18 protein-coding genes are annotated in these 16,922 nt (G+C 64.7%); 6 read left to right on the top strand and 12 right to left on the bottom strand.

The genetic code is table 11. The annotated features are described in order from the left end of the window. From LB547_RS17370 to LB547_RS17345, 6 genes are all read right to left on the bottom strand, one after another. A partial coding sequence (locus tag LB547_RS17370; protein ID WP_224702929.1) for an NAD(P)/FAD-dependent oxidoreductase occupies positions 1-1,072 on the bottom strand: 1,072 nt, incomplete at its 3' end. Positions 1,073-1,196: 124 nt separating this feature from the next. Further along, a complete protein-coding gene (locus LB547_RS17365) occupies positions 1,197-2,309 on the bottom strand; it encodes an ABC transporter ATP-binding protein (protein WP_140662687.1) in 1,113 nt (370 codons plus the stop codon). Further along, the gene (locus LB547_RS17360; protein WP_140514017.1) at positions 2,306-3,103 is read right to left on the bottom strand and encodes an ABC transporter permease; all 798 of its coding nucleotides are present in this window, start codon (positions 3,101-3,103) and stop codon (positions 2,306-2,308) included. Before LB547_RS17360 ends, LB547_RS17365 begins: the two co-directional genes overlap by 4 nt. Further along, positions 3,103-3,966, bottom strand: a complete 864-nt coding sequence (locus LB547_RS17355) for an ABC transporter permease (RefSeq protein ID WP_140759143.1) — start codon at positions 3,964-3,966, stop codon at positions 3,103-3,105. The genes LB547_RS17360 and LB547_RS17355 overlap by 1 nt, the downstream gene beginning before the upstream one ends. 22 nt (positions 3,967-3,988) lie before the next feature. Continuing rightward, on the bottom strand, positions 3,989-5,059 hold the full coding sequence (locus LB547_RS17350; protein ID WP_181165196.1) for an extracellular solute-binding protein: 1,071 nt from the start codon (positions 5,057-5,059) through the stop codon (positions 3,989-3,991). Positions 5,060-5,094: 35 nt separating this feature from the next. Further along, complete coding sequence (locus LB547_RS17345; protein WP_140670665.1) at positions 5,095-5,757, bottom strand: helix-turn-helix domain-containing protein; 663 nt, start codon at positions 5,755-5,757, stop codon at positions 5,095-5,097. A gap of 536 nt (positions 5,758-6,293) precedes the next feature. Here LB547_RS17345 and LB547_RS17340 point away from each other — a divergent pair. Then, the gene (locus LB547_RS17340) at positions 6,294-6,680 is read left to right on the top strand and encodes a DUF2794 domain-containing protein (RefSeq protein ID WP_140492230.1); all 387 of its coding nucleotides are present in this window, start codon (positions 6,294-6,296) and stop codon (positions 6,678-6,680) included. Between the two features lie 51 nt (positions 6,681-6,731). Here LB547_RS17340 and LB547_RS17335 read toward each other — a convergent pair whose 3' ends face one another. The 4 genes from LB547_RS17335 to LB547_RS17320 form a co-directional block, all read right to left on the bottom strand. After that, entirely contained in the window at positions 6,732-7,301 is a 570-nt protein-coding gene (locus LB547_RS17335) for a GNAT family N-acetyltransferase (protein WP_140670667.1), read from the bottom strand. A 123-nt stretch (positions 7,302-7,424) separates the two neighbouring features. Continuing rightward, complete coding sequence (locus LB547_RS17330; RefSeq protein WP_140492223.1) at positions 7,425-8,198, bottom strand: Bax inhibitor-1/YccA family protein; 774 nt, start codon at positions 8,196-8,198, stop codon at positions 7,425-7,427. A 240-nt stretch (positions 8,199-8,438) separates the two neighbouring features. Then, positions 8,439-10,988 carry an ABC transporter permease gene (locus LB547_RS17325; RefSeq protein WP_140759141.1) on the bottom strand — a complete coding sequence of 850 codons (2,550 nt, stop codon included), beginning with the start codon at positions 10,986-10,988 and terminating at the stop codon, positions 8,439-8,441. Further along, positions 10,988-11,683, bottom strand: a complete 696-nt coding sequence (locus LB547_RS17320) for an ABC transporter ATP-binding protein (protein WP_140673878.1) — start codon at positions 11,681-11,683, stop codon at positions 10,988-10,990. The genes LB547_RS17325 and LB547_RS17320 overlap by 1 nt, the downstream gene beginning before the upstream one ends. 82 nt (positions 11,684-11,765) lie before the next feature. Between LB547_RS17320 and LB547_RS17315 the strand changes: the two genes are divergently transcribed. Both LB547_RS17315 and thpR read left to right on the top strand, forming a co-directional pair. After that, positions 11,766-12,410, top strand: coding sequence for an arylesterase (locus tag LB547_RS17315; RefSeq protein WP_140673876.1), 645 nt, complete (start codon positions 11,766-11,768; stop codon positions 12,408-12,410). 127 nt (positions 12,411-12,537) lie between these two features. Further along, positions 12,538-13,134, top strand: coding sequence for an RNA 2',3'-cyclic phosphodiesterase (gene thpR / locus LB547_RS17310; protein ID WP_140759139.1), 597 nt, complete (start codon positions 12,538-12,540; stop codon positions 13,132-13,134). On the opposite strand, the gene LB547_RS17305 is transcribed toward thpR, so the two are convergent. Further along, positions 13,038-13,556, bottom strand: a complete 519-nt coding sequence (locus LB547_RS17305) for a low molecular weight protein-tyrosine-phosphatase (RefSeq protein WP_140759137.1) — start codon at positions 13,554-13,556, stop codon at positions 13,038-13,040. The two genes, thpR and LB547_RS17305, sit on opposite strands and share 97 nt — an antisense overlap. A 51-nt stretch (positions 13,557-13,607) precedes the next feature. On the opposite strand from LB547_RS17305, the gene LB547_RS17300 reads away from it, so the two are divergent. The 3 genes from LB547_RS17300 (at position 13,608) to LB547_RS17290 (ending at position 15,459) form a co-directional block, all read left to right on the top strand. Further along, positions 13,608-13,901, top strand: coding sequence for a 4a-hydroxytetrahydrobiopterin dehydratase (locus tag LB547_RS17300; RefSeq protein ID WP_140759135.1), 294 nt, complete (start codon positions 13,608-13,610; stop codon positions 13,899-13,901). Positions 13,902-14,317: 416 nt separating this feature from the next. Continuing rightward, positions 14,318-14,680, top strand: a complete 363-nt coding sequence (locus LB547_RS17295) for a YkvA family protein (protein WP_140524583.1) — start codon at positions 14,318-14,320, stop codon at positions 14,678-14,680. 275 nt (positions 14,681-14,955) lie between these two features. Continuing rightward, a complete protein-coding gene (locus LB547_RS17290) occupies positions 14,956-15,459 on the top strand; it encodes an invasion associated locus B family protein (protein ID WP_140759133.1) in 504 nt (167 codons plus the stop codon). Positions 15,460-15,513: 54 nt separating this feature from the next. On the opposite strand, the gene LB547_RS17285 is transcribed toward LB547_RS17290, so the two are convergent. Further along, the gene (locus tag LB547_RS17285; RefSeq protein WP_140759131.1) at positions 15,514-16,872 is read right to left on the bottom strand and encodes a chloride channel protein; all 1,359 of its coding nucleotides are present in this window, start codon (positions 16,870-16,872) and stop codon (positions 15,514-15,516) included. Positions 16,873-16,922 lie beyond the last annotated feature (50 nt).

Genomic DNA, 16,922 nt, shown 5'->3' with positions numbered 1-16,922 from the left:
GCGGCACGCCGAGCGTGCCCCACCAGGCATGGTCGAGCCGCACGCCTTTGGTCTGCGGCAGCAGCCTGGTCAGGATCTCGTGCAGCTGGTCGATGGTCGCCTGTTGTGTCTTGCCGCGCGTGTCGGTGCGCGATCCGAAGCGGTAGGGCACGCCCCGGCCGCCCATGGCGATCCGGCCTTCCCGCGTGCGCTGCGCATAGCAGTAGGTATGCGCGGCATCGCCCAGCACCTCGTAGCCGCTCCAGCCGATTTCGTCCCAGAGCTTCTGCGGCAGCTTCTCGGTCACCACGATGGCGCTGTTCAGCGGCAGCCAGAGACGCTCGTAGCCGGCAATGCCGGCGGTGAAGCCCTCGGTGGCGCGCACGATCTTTTCGGCGCGCACGACGCCGCGGTCGGTGGTGACCTTGCCCTTCTCGAGCGCCAGCACCTGCGTCTGTTCGTAGATGGCGACGCCGAGCCGCGCGACCGCCGCCGCCAGACCCTGCACCAGCTTGGCCGGCTGCACGCGCGCGACGTCGCGCACGACGAAGGCGCCCAATACATTGTCGATGGCGATGCGCTCGCGCGCTTCCTGCGCACCGAGGAAGGCCAACCGCTCCGGCGGCATTTCCCAGTGCCGGGCCTCTTCGTACTCGGCTTTGGCGCGCTCAAGCTGCGCGGCGTTGGTGGCGACGGTGATGTTGTCGACGCGGCGGATGTCGGCGTCGATCCCTTCGGCAGCGGCAATCGCGATCACCTCGTCGACCGTGCCGGACATGGCGCGCTGCATGTCGATCACCGCCCCGCGCGAGGAGGTTTTTGCATATTTCTCGCGCGACCAGCTGAAGCCGCCGGACAGCCATCCGCCATTGCGGCCCGAGGCACCGAAGCCGGCGAACTCCTTTTCGACGATGGCGATGCGCAACGCGGGCTCTGCCTTCTTCAGATAGTAGGCCGTCCACAGTCCGGTATAGCCGGCGCCGACGATGCAGACATCGGCCTCGATGTCGCCGGGCAGGGGCGGGCGGCTGGCCGGCGGGCCGCCTATGTCGGCATACCAGAACGACACGTCGCCATTGCGCTGGGCTTGCATCTTGTGATCCGTTCTCCGTGCGATTCCAGAAAAGTGTGGAGCGGTTTCCCGTCCGGAACTGCGTTCAAAACCAAGAGAGGAGGCGGCCCCGTCGTTTTCCATGGAACGGCGAGGTCGCTCTGTTTCAGGTAAGCGTCAGGTCGGCCTTGTCGTCATCGGCGAGCAGCTTCACGTCGCCGCCGGCGAAGAGCACGTCGACCTCGTCTCCAATGGCAAAGGTGTCCGCCTCGAGCGTCGATCGCACGATGGCTTTCGAGCCGTCGGCGAGCTCCACCTCGTATTTGGAGCCGGAGCCGAGATAGATGGCCTCGCCGATACGCCCGGCGAGCCGGTTGCGGCCATCCCCGCCGCCGCCGCGACGCGCAAGCGCCAGCTTTTCGGGACGCAGCAGCATCACCGGCTTGCCGCCATTGGCGAGACGCTTGGCGGTCGCCACTCTCTGGCCTGATATCTCGATCGCCGTCTCCTTGCCGGAAGTGGCGGCGGGGCCGCGCAGCACGGTGGAATCGCCGATGAACTTGCCGACGAAAAGCGTCGCCGGCTCGTCGTAGAGTTCGCGGCCGGTGCCGATCTGCTCGATGCCGCCGCGGTTGAACACGGCGATGCGGTCGGAGAGCACCAACGCCTCCTCCTGGTCGTGCGTCACATAGACGAAGGTGGTGCCGAGTTCGCGGTGGATGCGCTTGATCTCGAGCTGCAGCCATTCGCGCAGTTTCTTGTCCAGCGCGCCGAGCGGCTCGTCCATCAGCAGCAGCGGCGGATCGAAGACGATGGCGCGGGCCAGCGCCACGCGCTGCTGCTGGCCGCCCGAAAGCTCGCTTGGAAAGCGATGGCCGAAATCGGCCATCTTGACCATGTCGAGCGCGTGGCGGACGCGGCGTTCGCGTTCTGCCCCGGTGACGCCGCGCAGCTTCAGCGGATAGGCGACATTGCGGCCGACCGTCATGTGCGGGAACAGTGCATAGTGCTGGAAGACCACGCCGATGTTGCGCTTGTGCGCCGGCACGCCGACCACGCTCTTTTCCCCGACCAGCAGCTTGCCGCTGGTCAGGTCGGTAAAGCCGGCGATCACGTTCAGCGTCGTCGTCTTGCCTGAGCCGCTCGGGCCGAGCAGCGTCATGAATTCACCCGGCTCGATTCGCAGCGACACGCCGTCGAGCGCCTTGAAGGAACCATAGGCCTTGCTTACCGACTCCAGGTCGATCGCCGCACCACGATTTTCCGCTTTCCGATTCATAAGCCTCCCTTCCGCTCACGGCCAAGAAGCAGCATGCCGCCGCCGATCAGCAGTGTCGTTGCGCATAAGAGGATCGTGCCGACGGCCGCGACCGTCGGATCGGCGTCGCGCGTGATGGAAGCGAAGATCTGCACCGGCAACGTCTTGAGATAGGGATTGGTGATGAACAGCGACACGACGATCTCGTCGAAGGAGGTGGCGAAGGCGAACAGCAGGCCGGACAGTACCCCAGGGGCAATCAGCGGCAGCGTCACCGTGCGGAACGTGGTGAGCGAACCTGCGCCCAGGCTCGCCGCGGCTGTCTCCAGCCGCTTGTCGAACACTTCGAGATTGGCCGAAACGGCGATCAGCACGAAAGGCAGCGCAAGGATGGTGTGCGCCAGCACGAAGCCGAGCAGCGTGCCGACAAGCCGCGTGTCGAGATAGACGGCGTAGATGCCGATGGCCAGGACCACGCCCGGCACCACCATCGGCGTCAGCATCAGCATGCGCAGGAGGTTTGCCGGCCGCGCCTGCATGCGGTCGAGGCCGAAGGCGGCAAGGGTGCCGAGCACCGTTGCCAGAACCGCAACGATCGATGCGACCCTCAGTGAGTTGAGGAAGCTGGTCGACCAATCCGGATTGGTGACAAAATTTTCGTACCATTGCCAGGAGAAGCCCTGGGGTGGAAATGCCAGCGATTTGTTCTCGTTGAATGACATCGGCACCACGACGAGCGTCGGTGCCACCAACCATATGGCTACCAGCAGGCAGACAAGGCCCAGCATGAGGCGGGTAAGCGGCTTCATCTCCATCAGGGCCGCCCCGCTTGCCGATGGCTGGACCGCATCACGGGCGCGGCAAGCGCCAGCAGCACGAAGGTCGTGACGAGCAGCACCACGCCCATGGCGCCGCCCCTGCCCCATTGCAGGAGACTGAGCACCTGTGTCTGCACCAGCGTCGACAGCATCGTCGAGCGCGGTCCGCCGAGCAGGGCCGGCGTGATGTAGAAGCCGAGCGCCAGGATGAAGACGATGATCGCACCGGCATAGACGCCAGGCAGCGACAGCGGCAGATACACCGTGAGGAACGCGCGCGAGGGTCTCGCCCCGAGGCTCCGCGCGGCTTGCATCAGCCTGAGATCGATGCCTTTCATGACCGAATAGAGCGGCAGGATCATGAAAGGCAAAAGCACCTGCGCCATGCCGATGACCACGCCCGTCTGAGTGCGGATCAGCCTGATGCCACCGAACCCGAGCGCCCGCAGGATCGAGTTGATGACCCCCGAATCCTGCAGCAGTATCACCCAGGACAAAGTGCGTACCACGCCGCTCACCCAAAACGGGATCAACACACATAGCAGCAGCACCAAGCGCACGCGTGGTCGGACCGCGGTCATCAGATAGGCATAGGGATAGGCGCAAACCACGCAGGCCAGCGTGACCCATGCTGAAATGAGGAAGGTCCGCCGGAGCACGGCTAGGTTGACGGGCGCGCCGAAGAACCAGATATAGTTCTGCAGGCCCCACTGCGGCTCCGACAGGCTGCGCACGACGATGGTGAGCAGCGGATAGCCAATCACCGCGAAGAGCAGGACCAGCGCCGGCAGCGCGAGCGCGAACGGCCGCCATGCCCGGCGCCTTTCGGCGGCCGGAATGGCTGGCTTGGACACGCTCACGGCCTTGGTCTCCCTCAGCCGGTCAGTTGCCGGACATCAGCGCGGACCACTTCTCCTGCGCCACCGCGAAGTTCGGGACCCAGAACTTGAAGTTCTGCTTGTAGCCCTGCTTCTGGCGTTCGGGCGTGTTGGTCAGGAAAGCGGAGACGGAAGCGTCGACCTTGGGCTGCGCTTCACTGTTGATCGGCGTGTAAGACGTTTGCTCCGTCAACACCTCCTGCGCGTGCTTGCCAAGATAGGCGTTGAGCAGCGCGTAGGATGCCTCCGTGTCCTTGGCGCCGACGGGGATCGTCATCTGATCCATCACCACCAGCCAGTCCTGCCAGGCCGGTGCGTATTTGGCGCCGTTCTTGACCGCGGTCATGGCGCGGCCTGTCCACATCATCAGCATGTCGGCCTCGCCGGATTCGGCAAGTTGCTGCGATTCTGCACCCGTCTTCCAGAAGATGGTATCGGGGCCGAGCTTGCGAACCACATCGATGGCCTTGTCGATATCGGCCACCGTCATCGCCTTGGGGTCCCCGCCGGCAACCTTGAACGCCTGTTCCAGCAAGCCACCGGTCGGGCTGCCGGAGCCGTCGATTCCGCGCACGCCGGGGAATTTCTGCGTGTCGAAGAAGTCGGCCCAGCTCTTGGGCGGATTGTCCTTGTACTTTTCGGTGTTGTACATCAGCACGACGCCGTAGTTCATCGCCGGCACCGAGCACTCGCCGACCTGGCCCTCGGGAATTTTCGAGACGTCGAGTTTGGTGAAGTCCAGCTTCTGGAACAGTTTGCCGCAATAGACATAGGGCGGCAGATCGTCGGTATCGACAACGTCCCATGTCACATTGCCGGACTCGACCTGCGCCTGCAGCTTGGCGATCTCGGTTGGGCCGTCATTGAGCAGCTTGACGCCCGACTTGTCGACGAACTCCTTGAGCGCCGCCGCCTGGCCATCCTGGTAGATGCCGCCATAGGACACGAAAGTCAGCGTCTTGCCCTTCAGCGAGCCTTCGGCCACCTCTCCGGCAACCGGCTTCGATTGCGCGAGCGCGGCCGTCGCCGCCAGAAGCACGCCCAGGCACGCCGCATGTGCAAATTTCACTCTCATGTTCAACTCTCCCATTCCAGAGCTCGCATTTGTTCTCATTCACCCGGATGCGAGCGGTTTCCGGGCCTGTACTGATCGAGTTCCAGCGCGCCTGCGGTCGGCGGCGCGATGATCCAGAGCACCTCCGCCGGTGTGTCGCCGACATTGACCGTGCGGTGCGGCACCGAAGTCGCGTATTCGACGCTGTCGCCTTCGCGCATCAGATGGCGCTCGTCGGCAAGCGTCAGTTCGACGGTTCCCTTGAGCACCATGAACATCTCATGCTCGCCGCCATGCACATAGGCGTCGTCGCCGGTCGAGCCGCCGACCTCGAAATGCCCCGCATAAACCTCGAACTGATGGATCGGCCGCCGCGACAAAAGCATCTTGCGGCCTCGCACGCCGACGGGAACGACAGGCCGTTCCTTGCGCCTCAGCACCTTGTGCAACGGACGGCTGCTGCCCTCGAACAGGTCGTTGATGCCGAGATCGAGAGCGGCGGCGATCCTGAGCAGCGTGCCTGTGTTGGCGCCGCACAGATTGCGCTCGAGCTGGCTGATGAAGCTCGCCGTCGTGCCGGTCATGTCGGCCAACCGGCGCAGCGAGACGCGCCTTGCCATGCGCAGCGCCTTGATGCGGGGACCGACGCCGCCGGCCTCAGGGGTGGCCGCGACCGTACCATTCACCTCTTTCGCCGTGGAGTCCGATATGCGTGGCATTGCCGCTCCCGTTTCACTTAACACCTTATTAAGTGGCGGTAGCGTTGGCAAGCGCGGATGGCATGCCAAGATTCGGCGCGCATCGATCCTGCCGGTCGCACCGGATCGGGCTGAAAACCGTCCATATGGCGGGAAATCCGCCTTAGCGGCGATCCAGGCATGAAAAAACCGACGTCAGCTTGCTTCTGACGTCGGTCATTTAGGTTTTGGGATCGTCGCACCCGGTCTTTCCGAGGAAAAACCGAGGTTGGTTCGATCCGACGCAGACCCGTGGGCGGGGGGCTTGGGGTTTACGAGCCGGTGCCGGACCGAACCGTCTCAGGCAACGCCGGTAAATTCGTCGGACATTGGGGCATGAGCGCGGATAAAAAATGGCGAGAATGTGGCGGAGCATCACCAATTCCAACATGTCGTTTGCAAACGTGACTGGACGCGACGGAAATGGCGCGGGTCCGCACCGCTTCGCCGGGACTTGCAATTCGATGGCGAAAGCGCCAACTTTGGTCGGCAAAGATTCATTTTTGAAGGATCGAGGCATGACCGATCACGGCGGCGGGACGGAGGATGGCGACGCATCCGCGATACTGATCCCGCTCCACGAGGCACGCGGCGCGCGCCTCGACCAGCCGGTGCGCTTCGAGCGGCGCGAACTGGACCAGATCCTGAAACTCTACGGGCGCATGGTCGCCGCCAATGAATGGCGCGACTACGCTATCGATCATCTCACCGACAGGGCCGTGTTTTCGGTGTTCCGCCGGGCCAGCGAGGTGCCGCTGTTCCAAATCGTCAAGGACCCGAAGCTGGCACGCAAGCAAGGCGCCTTCGCCGTCATCGCCGCGGGCGGCCGTATCCTCAAGCGCGGGCAGGAGCTTGGCCGCGTGCTCGGCGTCTTCGACAGCAAGCTGAAGCTGGTCGAGGCCTGAACCGCGGCGCAATTGCTCGGTTGAGCTCAGCCTTGGCGCTCATCTAAGCCCTTATTTTTCTTGACGGAATTTCTGTTCCGGCAATGATTCCGGATCCGGCGGAGCCGAGGCCCCGCCGTTCAGCGCCAGTTGCATGAACACCGTGTCCAGCCAGCGTCCGTGCTTGTAGCCGGAGCCTTCGAGGCGGCCGGAATGACGAAAGCCGAGCTTTTCGTGCAGCTTGACGGAAGCGCTGTCGGGATGACCATCGCCGATAACCGCGACGATCTGGCGAAAGCCCGCAGCCTCGGCGGCCGCGATCAGGCTTTGCATCAGTTTGAGGCCGACACCCTGGCCCTTGGCATCAGGCGCGACATAGACGGAGTCCTCGACGATGAAGCGATAGGCCGGGCGCGGCCGGAAGGGACCGGCATAGGCATAGCCGAGCACGGCGCCATCCTTTTCCGCCACAAGGTAAGGGAAGCCGCCGGCCTGGAGCGTGTCGAATCGCATGCCCATTTCGGCGCGGCCTGGCGGCTCCAGCTCGTAGCTCGCCGTGCCGCGGGTCACAGCATCGGCATAGATTTGCGTAATGGTGTCGAGGTCGGCCGCGCGCGCGGCCCGTATAACGATAGTGCTCATTCTTTATGCAGGCCTCTTTGTCTGCCTGCAATAACAGCAAAGGTCGGCGCAAAAGAAAAGGGCGGCCGTTGGGCCGCCCCTCCAAACCCGATGGTCCAGTCAGACCATGACGCGGACCAGCCCTTAGCGGCGGTCGCCCATGAACTGGAGCAGGAACATGAACAGGTTGATGAAGTCGAGATAGAGCGTCAGCGCTCCCATGATGGCCTTGCGGCCGGCAACGTCGGAAGCGTCGCCCTCGAAATACATCTCCTTGATCTTCTGCGTGTCGTAGGCGGTGAGGCCGGCGAAGACCAGCACGCCGATCGCCGAGACGGCGAAGGACAGCGCCGACGACTGCAGGAAGATGTTGATCACCATCGCGATGATGATGCCGAACACGCCCATGATCAGGAACGAGCCCATCGCCGTCAGGTCGCGCTTGGTCGTGTAGCCGAACAGCGACAGCGCGCCGAAGGCCGCGGCGGTGGCGAAGAAGGTCTGCGAGATGCTGGCGGTGGTGTAGACCAGGAAGATCGACGACAGCGACAGGCCGACCAGGCCCGCATAGACCCAGAACGTCGTCTGCGCCGCCGACACGCTCATCGACTGGACGCGGAACGACAGGAACAGAACGGCGGCCAGCGGGGCCAGCATCACCAGCCAGCGCAGCGGCGAGCCGAAGATCGCGTAGCCGAACGAGGTCAGCATCTCGCCGCTCGGCAGCGTCGCGACAGCCGAGGCCGGATCGGTGGTTGTGGCCAGCATGATCGTGCCGACGGCGGCAAGACCAGTGATGAGGAGACCAAGCCCCATCAAATTGTAGACCTTGATCATATAGGCGCGCAGGCCCTGATCGATGTCGACGGCGGCGCCGGGCACGGCGCGCGTCTGATAGTTGCGAATGGGTTCAGCCATTGTGGTCCTCTATTGCTTCTGCCCCGTCCGGTGTCGGGTCCACCCGGACCCAGGCGCCGCTGGCGGGACTCCAGCATGCCTGCGGCGAAATATGATGGTTATTCGCGTCAAGAACAAGACCGTAACCGGGTGTAATGCTTCGTGAGGCACGCATGGCGCGGTTTTCCAGCCCTTTGGCCGCGAAACATTACGTCGATTTAACCAAATGCCGGCCGTCGGCGGGGTGGAACCGATGCGGACTCAGAGGTTTCGCAGCACGGGCGCTGCTTTGTGGCCGAGCACCCGCCAGGTGCCGGCGAGACCGATGCCGACGGTGATGACCAGCGCAAAGAGAATGGTCGCCACCGCCACTTCCGGCATGAAATGCGACGGCAATGTCATGATGCGGGCGACGACGAACCATGCGGCGGCACTGCCGGCGGCGAGCGCGAAGACCGCCGTGGCGAGGCCGATCAGCATGTATTCGAGCGAGAAGGCCGATATCAGCGTCAGCCGCGTCGCACCGAGCGTCTTCAGCACCACCGCGTCATGGATGCGCGCCCGGTTGCCGGCGGCGAGCGCACCGGCCAGCACCAGCACCGACGCGATCAGTGCCACGCCGGCCGCCGCCCTGATCGCCGCGCCGAGCTGTCCGACCAGACGGTTGACGATGTCGAGCGCGTCCTTGACGCGGACCGTAGTGACTGCCGGGAAGGCGCGGGTGACGGCATTGAGGATGCGGGCGTCATCAGCCGCGGTGGCGCTCTTTTCGGTCAGCGTCGCCACCCAGCCATGCGGCGCGCCGGCAAATGTGTTGGGCGAGAACACCATGACGAAGTTGATGCCCATCGTCTCCCATTCGACCTGGCGGAAATTGGCAATCCTGGCCGTGACATTGCGGCCGAGCACGTTGACGGTGACGGTATCGCCGAGCTTCAGCCCGATTTCCTTGCCTTCCTTGTCGGAAAACGAGACGAGCGGCTCGCCGGTATAATCGGCCGGCCACCAGCTGCCCTCGGTCAGCGTCGCGTTGTCCGGCTGCTTGGCCTCATAGGTCAGGCCGCGATCGCCGCGCAGCACCCAAGCGCCCTCCGCCGGTACCTTGACCTTGTCGACGGCAACGCCGTTCAGCGCCATCACCCGGCCGCGCAGCATTGGCACCTTGGCAAGCGTCCCCTGCGGGGCCTCCTTGCTGATCAGACTGGAGAAGCCGTCGACATCGCTGCTCTGGATATCGACGAAGAAGAAGTTCGGCGCCCGCTCCGGCAGGCTGCCGGAGATCTGCCGCCGCAGATTGCCGTCGATCAGCGCCAGCGTCACCAGCAGCGTCAGGCCAAGCCCCAGCGACAGCACCACCGACGGCGTCAGCGCGCCTGGCCGATGGATGTTGCCGACGGCGAGCCTGAGCGCCACGAAGCGCACGCGCGGGCTCTTCCTTGCCGCCCATTGCACCAGCGCGCCGACCAGGCGCAGCACCAGGAAGGCGAAGATGGTGGCCCCGACGAAGATCGAAGCGATGCGCTGGTCGCCCGAAAACAGGATGGCGAGCGCTGCAAGAAGCACTGCGATGCCGAGCGCCGAAACGACATAGATAGCGCGTGGAAAACCGCGGCCTTCCAGTCCCATCTCGCGGAACAGCGCGGTCGCCGGCACATCGCGGGCGCGACCGAGCGGCAGCAGCGCGAAGGCCAGCGTCACCAGCAATCCGAACAGCGCCGCCATGCCGAGCGCGCCGGGATAAAAGCCGCCTTGCGCCGGCACCGGAATGACCGACTGAAGTGCGGCGCTCGCGGCGAAGGGCACCAGTGCGCCGAGCACCAGACCGGCGGCGATGCCGAGGGCCGCGATCATCAGGATCTGCACGAGGTAAACGGCAAAGACGAATCCGCCCGATGCGCCCAGGCTCTTGAAGGTGGCGATGACGCCGCGCTTGCCGTCGAGATAGGCGCGCACCGCGTTGGCGACGCCGACGCCGCCGACCACCAGCGCCGTCAGCCCGACCAAAGTCAGGAATTGCGAAAAGCGTTCGATGTTGGAAGAGAGCGCCGGGGCCGCATTGCTGCGCGTGCGGATCGACCAGCCGGACTCCGGGAAATCCTTGGCAGCCTCGTCCTGGATGGCCTTGAGCCGCGCCTCGTCGGCGTCGGCGGCCAGCCGGATCTTGTAGGAATTCTCGACGAGGCTGCCCGGCTGAACCAGCCCTGTCGCGACCAGGCCCTCGGTCGAGATCATCAGGCGCGGCGCGAAACCGAAACCTTCGGACACGGCATCGGGCTCGGTGACCAGCCTGGCGCGCAGTTCGAAGGTGGCGGTTCCGAGCTTCAGCCGATCGCCGAGCTTCACATGCAGCCGCTCGAACAGCAGGTCGGGCGCGGCCGCGCCGAAAACACCGAACTGTTCGCCAAACAGTTCCTGCTTCGTCAGCGCCGGCTCGGTTTCCAGGGCACCGTAAAGCGGATAGGCCTCGTCGACGGCCTTGGCCTCGACCAGCGCCTGATCGGTGCCGTCGGCAAGCCGCGCCATCGAACGCATGCTGGCGGTTCTCGACACCGTGCCCAGCCCATCGAGGAAGCCGCGTTCGGCTTCGCTTGCGTCGCGCTGGTTAAGCTGGAAGCGCAGATCGCCGCCAAGCAGCGTCTGGCCCTGGTTGGCGACGCCGCCACTGATCGAGCGGGCCACGGAATTCACGCCGCCGATCGCCGCGACGCCGAGCGCGATGCAGGCAAGAAAGATCAGAAAACCGGACAGGCCGCCGCGCATCTCGCGCAAGGAGAAGCGGACGGCGAGTTTTAACGTCCGCGCCGGCGACATCAGGCGATGGCCTTGGTCGGCGCCGGCGCCTCGATCCTGCCGGAGCGCATAGAGACCTGGCGCGAACAGCGCGCCGCGAGCGCCGGATCATGCGTGACCAGCACCAGCGTCATGCCGCGCTCGGCCGCCTTGGCGAACAAAAGGTCGGCGACCTGCCTACCGGTCGCCTGGTCGAGATTGCCGGTCGGCTCGTCGGCGATGAGGATGCGCGGCGATGGCGCAAGCGCCCGGGCGATCGCGACGCGCTGCTGCTCGCCGCCCGAAAGTTCGCCGGGATAGTGCGTCACGCGGTCGCTCAGACCGACGGCCGCCAGCTCGCGTTCCGCCACCGAGAACGGATCGGCATGACCGGCCAGCTCCAGCGGCACGGCGACATTTTCGAGCGCCGTCATATTGGGGATGAGATGGAAGGACTGGAACACGATGCCGATGTTTCGCCCCCGAAACGATGCGATCTGATCCTCGCTCTTGCCGTTGAGCAGCTCGCCGGCGATTCGTACCGTGCCCGAATCGACCCTTTCCAGACCTGCGAGAACCATGAGCAGCGTCGACTTGCCCGACCCCGACGGTCCAATGATGCCGGTCGCCTCGCCGCGCGCCACATCGAGGCTGACGCCCTTCAGCACATGGACGGACGAGGCGCCTTCGCCCAATGTCAGCGATACGTCTTTCAGCTCGATGACGGCTTCTGTCAAAATGAAAGCGTCCTATATGGGGATGAGGGCTCCGCCTGCGGGCCGTCGCCGGAAGAATTCTCTGTCATATGGGACCTGCCGCATGTCTTTCCAACGCAGAATTGCCGCAGGCCTGATCGTTTTCCTCGCCATTTGCGGCGCCATCTCGTCGGCACGCGCCGAGCCTTTCAAGATCGTCGGTTTCGGCGACAGCCTGATGGCCGGCTTCGGCCTCGGACCCAACGAAGGTTTTACCGACAGGCTGCAGGCGGCGCTGCGTGCCAGGGGCAGGGATGTAACCGTCGCCAATGCCGGCGTTTCCGGCGACACCTCCAGCGGCGGGCTGGCGCGGCTCGACTGGTCGGTGCCGGACGGCACGCAGCTTGTCATCCTCGAACTCGGCGCCAACGACATGCTGCGCGGCGTTTCGCCCGACATCACCCGCAAGAACCTGGATACGATGCTGGCCAAGTTGAAAGAGCGCAAGATCGCCGTTCTGCTGGCCGGCATGCGCGCAGCGCCCAATCTCGGCGCCGACTATCAGAACGCCTTCGACGCCATCTTCCCGGAACTGGCTGCAAAATACGGCGTTACCTTGTACCCGTTCTTTCTCGACGGCGTAGCCGGCCAGTCCGCCTTGCAGCTTGAGGATGGCTTGCATCCGAACGCCAAGGGGGTCGCCCAGATGGTCGAGCGCATCCTGCCTGCGGTCGAGAAGGCCATCGCGGCGGTGCCGGGAGGATCGTAAGACGGGATAGGCCCTTTCCGTTGGGGAAATCTTTTTGACGAGACCTGTGACCAACAAACCTCTTGCCCCGTTTGATTATCGATGATTCGCTGGGGGCACAGTTCGATTCGAGGAAGGGAGGCTCTTCATGCCGCGTCTTTTCACCGCCCTCGAAATTCCGCGTGACGCCGCCCTTTCGCTGTCCCTGCTCAGGGGCGGCCTGCCCGGGGCCCGCTGGATCGACGTCGAGAACTATCATCTGACGCTGCGCTTCATCGGCGATGTCGAAGGCCATGTCGCCGACGAGATCGCCAACGCGCTCGACCGCGTCCACCGCCCCTCCTTCCCGCTGACGCTGTCGGGCGTCGGCGCTTTCGGCCAGAAGAAACCGCATGCCGTATGGGCCGGGGTCTCTGCCTCGCCGGATCTCTCGGCGCTTCAGGCTGAAATCGAGCGCATCTGCCAGCGGCTCGGCATTCCGGCCGATCCGCGCAAGTTCATGCCGCATGTCACACTGGCCCGCCTGCGCAATTCGAGCCCGCTGGACGTCGCCCAATATCTTTCGGCGCGCGGCAATTTTTCGACATTGCCGTTCCGCATCAGCCGGTTCGTCTTGATGTCGTCGCGCGATTCGGTCGGCGGCGGCCCCTACATCGTCGAGGAAGCCTGGCCGCTGTCGGGCGCCGATACGCGCGTGGCAAGCCTCGTCGCCAGCGCCTCCGACGCTTCGCGGATCATGCGGTAGACCTCGGCGAAGGCTTCCTCGCCGTCGTGATAGGGATCCGGCACGTCGCGCGCCTTTCCCTGCGCAAATTCCAGGAACAGGTGGATGCGGTCGCGCACGCCGGCGGGCGCCAGCGTCTTCAGGTCGGCGACGTTCGACCTGTCCATGCCGAAGATCAGGTCGAAACGCGAGAAATCCTCGGGCGCGATCTTGCGTGCCCGCAGTTCCGATATGTCGATGCCGTGGCGCGACGCGATGGCGATCGAACGCCGATCAGGGGCGGAGCCCGCCTCCCAGTCGCTGGTTGCGGCCGAATCGAGCACTATGTCCCGGCCCAGTCCACGTTCCGTCAGCACGGAACGAAGCACGCCTTCCGCCAGCGGCGAGCGGCAGATGTTGCCCAGGCAGACGAACAGAATGGATTTTATGGGCTTCGTGCTCATCGATCCGGCGCTATGGTGAAAGTCATCTTCGAAATAGCACAGGAACCGGACATGACGACAGAGAAACTTGGCAAGGAAGCCATCATCGCGGCGCTGACAGACCTCGAAGGCTGGTCGCTGGCTGCGGATGGCGCTTCCATCAAACGGACGTTCACCTTCAGGAATTTCTCCGAAGCCTTCGCCTTCATGACCCGTGTCGCGCTTGCGGCCGAGAAGATGGACCATCATCCCGACTGGTCGAATGTCTACAAAACCGTCGACGTGACGCTGAACACGCACGATGCCGGCGGCGTCACGACGCTTGACATCGAGTTGGCGAAGAAAATGGACCGCTTTGTTGGCTAGGGTAATTCATAGGTGCGGCAACCCCGGCTTCGTCAGCCACGGGCGAAGCGGACGCGCAGACCCGAGGATCCATGCCGCGACGTTGACCAAGGGGTGCAGTCGAGCAGAATTCAGCACCGCTGCGTCGCTCTTGAGTCGCGGCATGGATTCTAGGGTCTGCGCCGCGTCGCTTCGCTCCTTGCTTCGCCCTAGAATGACGACGGGAGGTGCGTTTGCCGCCGAACTCCAAGGGAGGACGACTGCCAGCGGAGTGTCCGCCAGGCCGGCATCACCTGATCCGCAGGACAGCACGCTAAAGACTGATTCCGATTTTCAGGCCAGCGATCTCCCAAGCTCTTGCAGCAAGCGTCGGGTTTCACCACATTTTGCCCCGCGGCCATGCGCAGGCAAGCGCATGAGCCCGCAAGGAGAAATTGATGGCGCAAAAATCCGGTTTTGATTTCTTCGGCTTTGGCGACAGGCTGGGCGGTGAGAGCGAGGTGCGCGAGAAATTCTGGCGCACGGCCAAGAAGGCCGCGCGGCAGATCCCGTTCATGGAAGATGTCGTCGCGGCCTATTACTGCGCCATGGACAAGAACACGCCGCTGCGCGCAAAAGGCATCCTGGTGGCGGCACTCGGTTATTTCGTCCTGCCGGTGGATATGGTCCCCGACTTCATCCTCGGCCTCGGCTTCACCGACGATATCGCCGTGCTCACCGCCGCGATCACCGCCGTCAGCGCCCATATCACGCCGGCGCACCGGCAGGCCGCCAAGGACGCCATATCGGACAAGGGCTGAGCCCTGGAACCGGCCTTCGCGCGCGCTGGACACCAGCGTTCAGAGGGCTTGTGGAAAAGTCAAACTCTTGCCGCTTTCATGCCCTCCAAGTCGCCGAAGGGACATCGCGCCAGCCGCTTGAAAGGCGGCGGCGCCAAGACGGCGGCGGTTTCCTGGGGTGAGCGTCCTTTTCTCAGAGGTAATTCACCGTTTGGTAACCCAGATTAAATCAAAATGAAGCGACGGCAGGACGCCACGCGGCCCGCCTCCGCACCATTTGGAATACGGGAAAAACGATGCGCGGATTGATTGCTACAGTTTCGAGCCTGGTCCTGGTGGCCTTCGCAGCGCCGGCGGTGGCGCAGCAGGCGACCAAGATCGGCCAGCACAATGCCTGGGGCACCTACAGCTACCAGGCATCGGGCGGCAAGGTCTGCTATGTCCTCACCGTGCCGACCGACAAGCAGCCGCCGACGCTCGACCATGGCGACATGTTCTTCTTCGTCAGCCAGCGGCCCGGCCAGCAGGTGTCCTACGAGCCGCAATTCATCGCCGGCTACACCTTCCAGGAAAACTCCAAGGCCACCGTCACCATCGACAAGAAGACGTTTTCGATGTTCACGCGCGGCAAGTCGGCCTGGGTCGAGAACGCCGCCGAGGAGCCGGTGCTGATCGCCGCCATGAAATCCGGCACCGACATGAAGGTGCAGGCCAAGTCCGGCCGCGGCAACACCACCTCCTACGTCTTCTCGCTGAAAGGCATCTCGGCGGCGCTGTCGTCGATCGCCAACTGCAAATAGTCGAAATTTCGCTTTGAACAGAGAGGCCGGACCGCTGGGCCCGGCCTTTGTTTTTCACGCAGGACCCGGTTCCGGCGCCGCCTCCGCCGCCCTGCGCCTGCGGATGGCTTCCGCGATGAAGACGCGCGACAGCGCGTGATAGAGCGGCTCGCGCGAGATCATGCGCGCCGTGCCGTAGCCCAGCATCGAGGCCAGCATCAGCGCGATGACATTGTCGTGATTGCCGGTCATCTCCATGATGATGACGAAGGCCGTCATCGGCGCCTGCACGACGCCGGCGAAATAGCCGGCCATGCCGAGCAACGCGGCCGCACCCGTGCTGGCGCCGAAGACGAGGCCGAGCGAGCTGCCGATGCCGGCGCCGACCGAAAGCGAAGGCGCAAAGATGCCGCCCGGAATGCCCGAGACCATCGACAGCAGCCCGGCAAGGAACTTCTCGGCGAAGAAGAACCAGGGCAGCGGCGTGCCTTCAACGGCGCCGCGCGCCTGCGCGTAGCCGGTGCCGAAGGTCAGGCCGCCCGAGGCGATGCCGATCGCCGCGACGCCGAGCCCACAGATGGCGGCGACCAGCAGGACGCGCCGCAAGGGCTGCCCCGTGTTCCAGCGCCGGATCCGGCGCATCGCCTTCAGCGCCAGGAGCGAGAACAGCGCGCCGAGGCCGCCGCCGATGACGCCGCAGGCAATCACAAGCGGCCACTCGGCGGCAAACGAGATCGTCTCCTTCGAGACACCGAAATAGGTGTAGTTGCCAAGCAGGCCGAGCGAGGCGATGCCGGCCAGTATCACCGCCGTCAGCACCAGCCCGTTGGTCCGCGCTTCGTAGGTGCGGCCCATTTCCTCGATGGCGAAGACGATGCCGGCCAGCGGCGTGTTGAAGGCGGCCGCGATGCCGGCGGCCGAGCCGGCCAGGATCAGGCCGCGCGCCTGCGCCATGCCGCCCCAGCGTGCCGCCTGCAGCATCAACGACGCGCCGACCTGCACGGTCGGTCCCTCGCGGCCGATCGAAGCGCCGCAGAACAGGCCGACCAGGGTGAGCGCGATCTTGCCCGCGACCAGCTTCAGCGACAGGATATGGCCACGGTCGTCGTCGTCGCGCAGATGCCGCGCCGCGATCGCCTGCGGAATGCCGCTGCCTTGCGAGCCCGGGAAGAAGGCTTGCGCCAGCCAGGCACACAGCACGAAGCCGAGCGGCGTGATCGCCAGCGGCAGATAGAAACGCCAGCCGCCGTCATCGCCGGTCATGGCATGGAACAGCGCCTGCGCCTTGTCGGCGAGCACCGCGAACAGCACGCTGATCACGCCGATGCAGATCGCGCCGGCCCAGAACACCAGCCGCGGCTGCCACACCCGGCGAGAGCCCCACATCGCGCGCGAACGCCGCAGCAAGGGGTATTTTCGCACTGTACCGGCCATGTCTGTCCTCTCGACGGAGCCCCAGCCCTAACACAGGCATGGCCTCGATC

Source organism: Mesorhizobium sp. B264B1B (assembly GCF_020165765.1).
In the GTDB taxonomy this organism is placed as follows: domain Bacteria; phylum Pseudomonadota; class Alphaproteobacteria; order Rhizobiales; family Rhizobiaceae; genus Mesorhizobium.
Note: the sequence above shows the minus strand (reverse complement) of the source record. Positions and strands in the feature narration are given on the sequence as shown.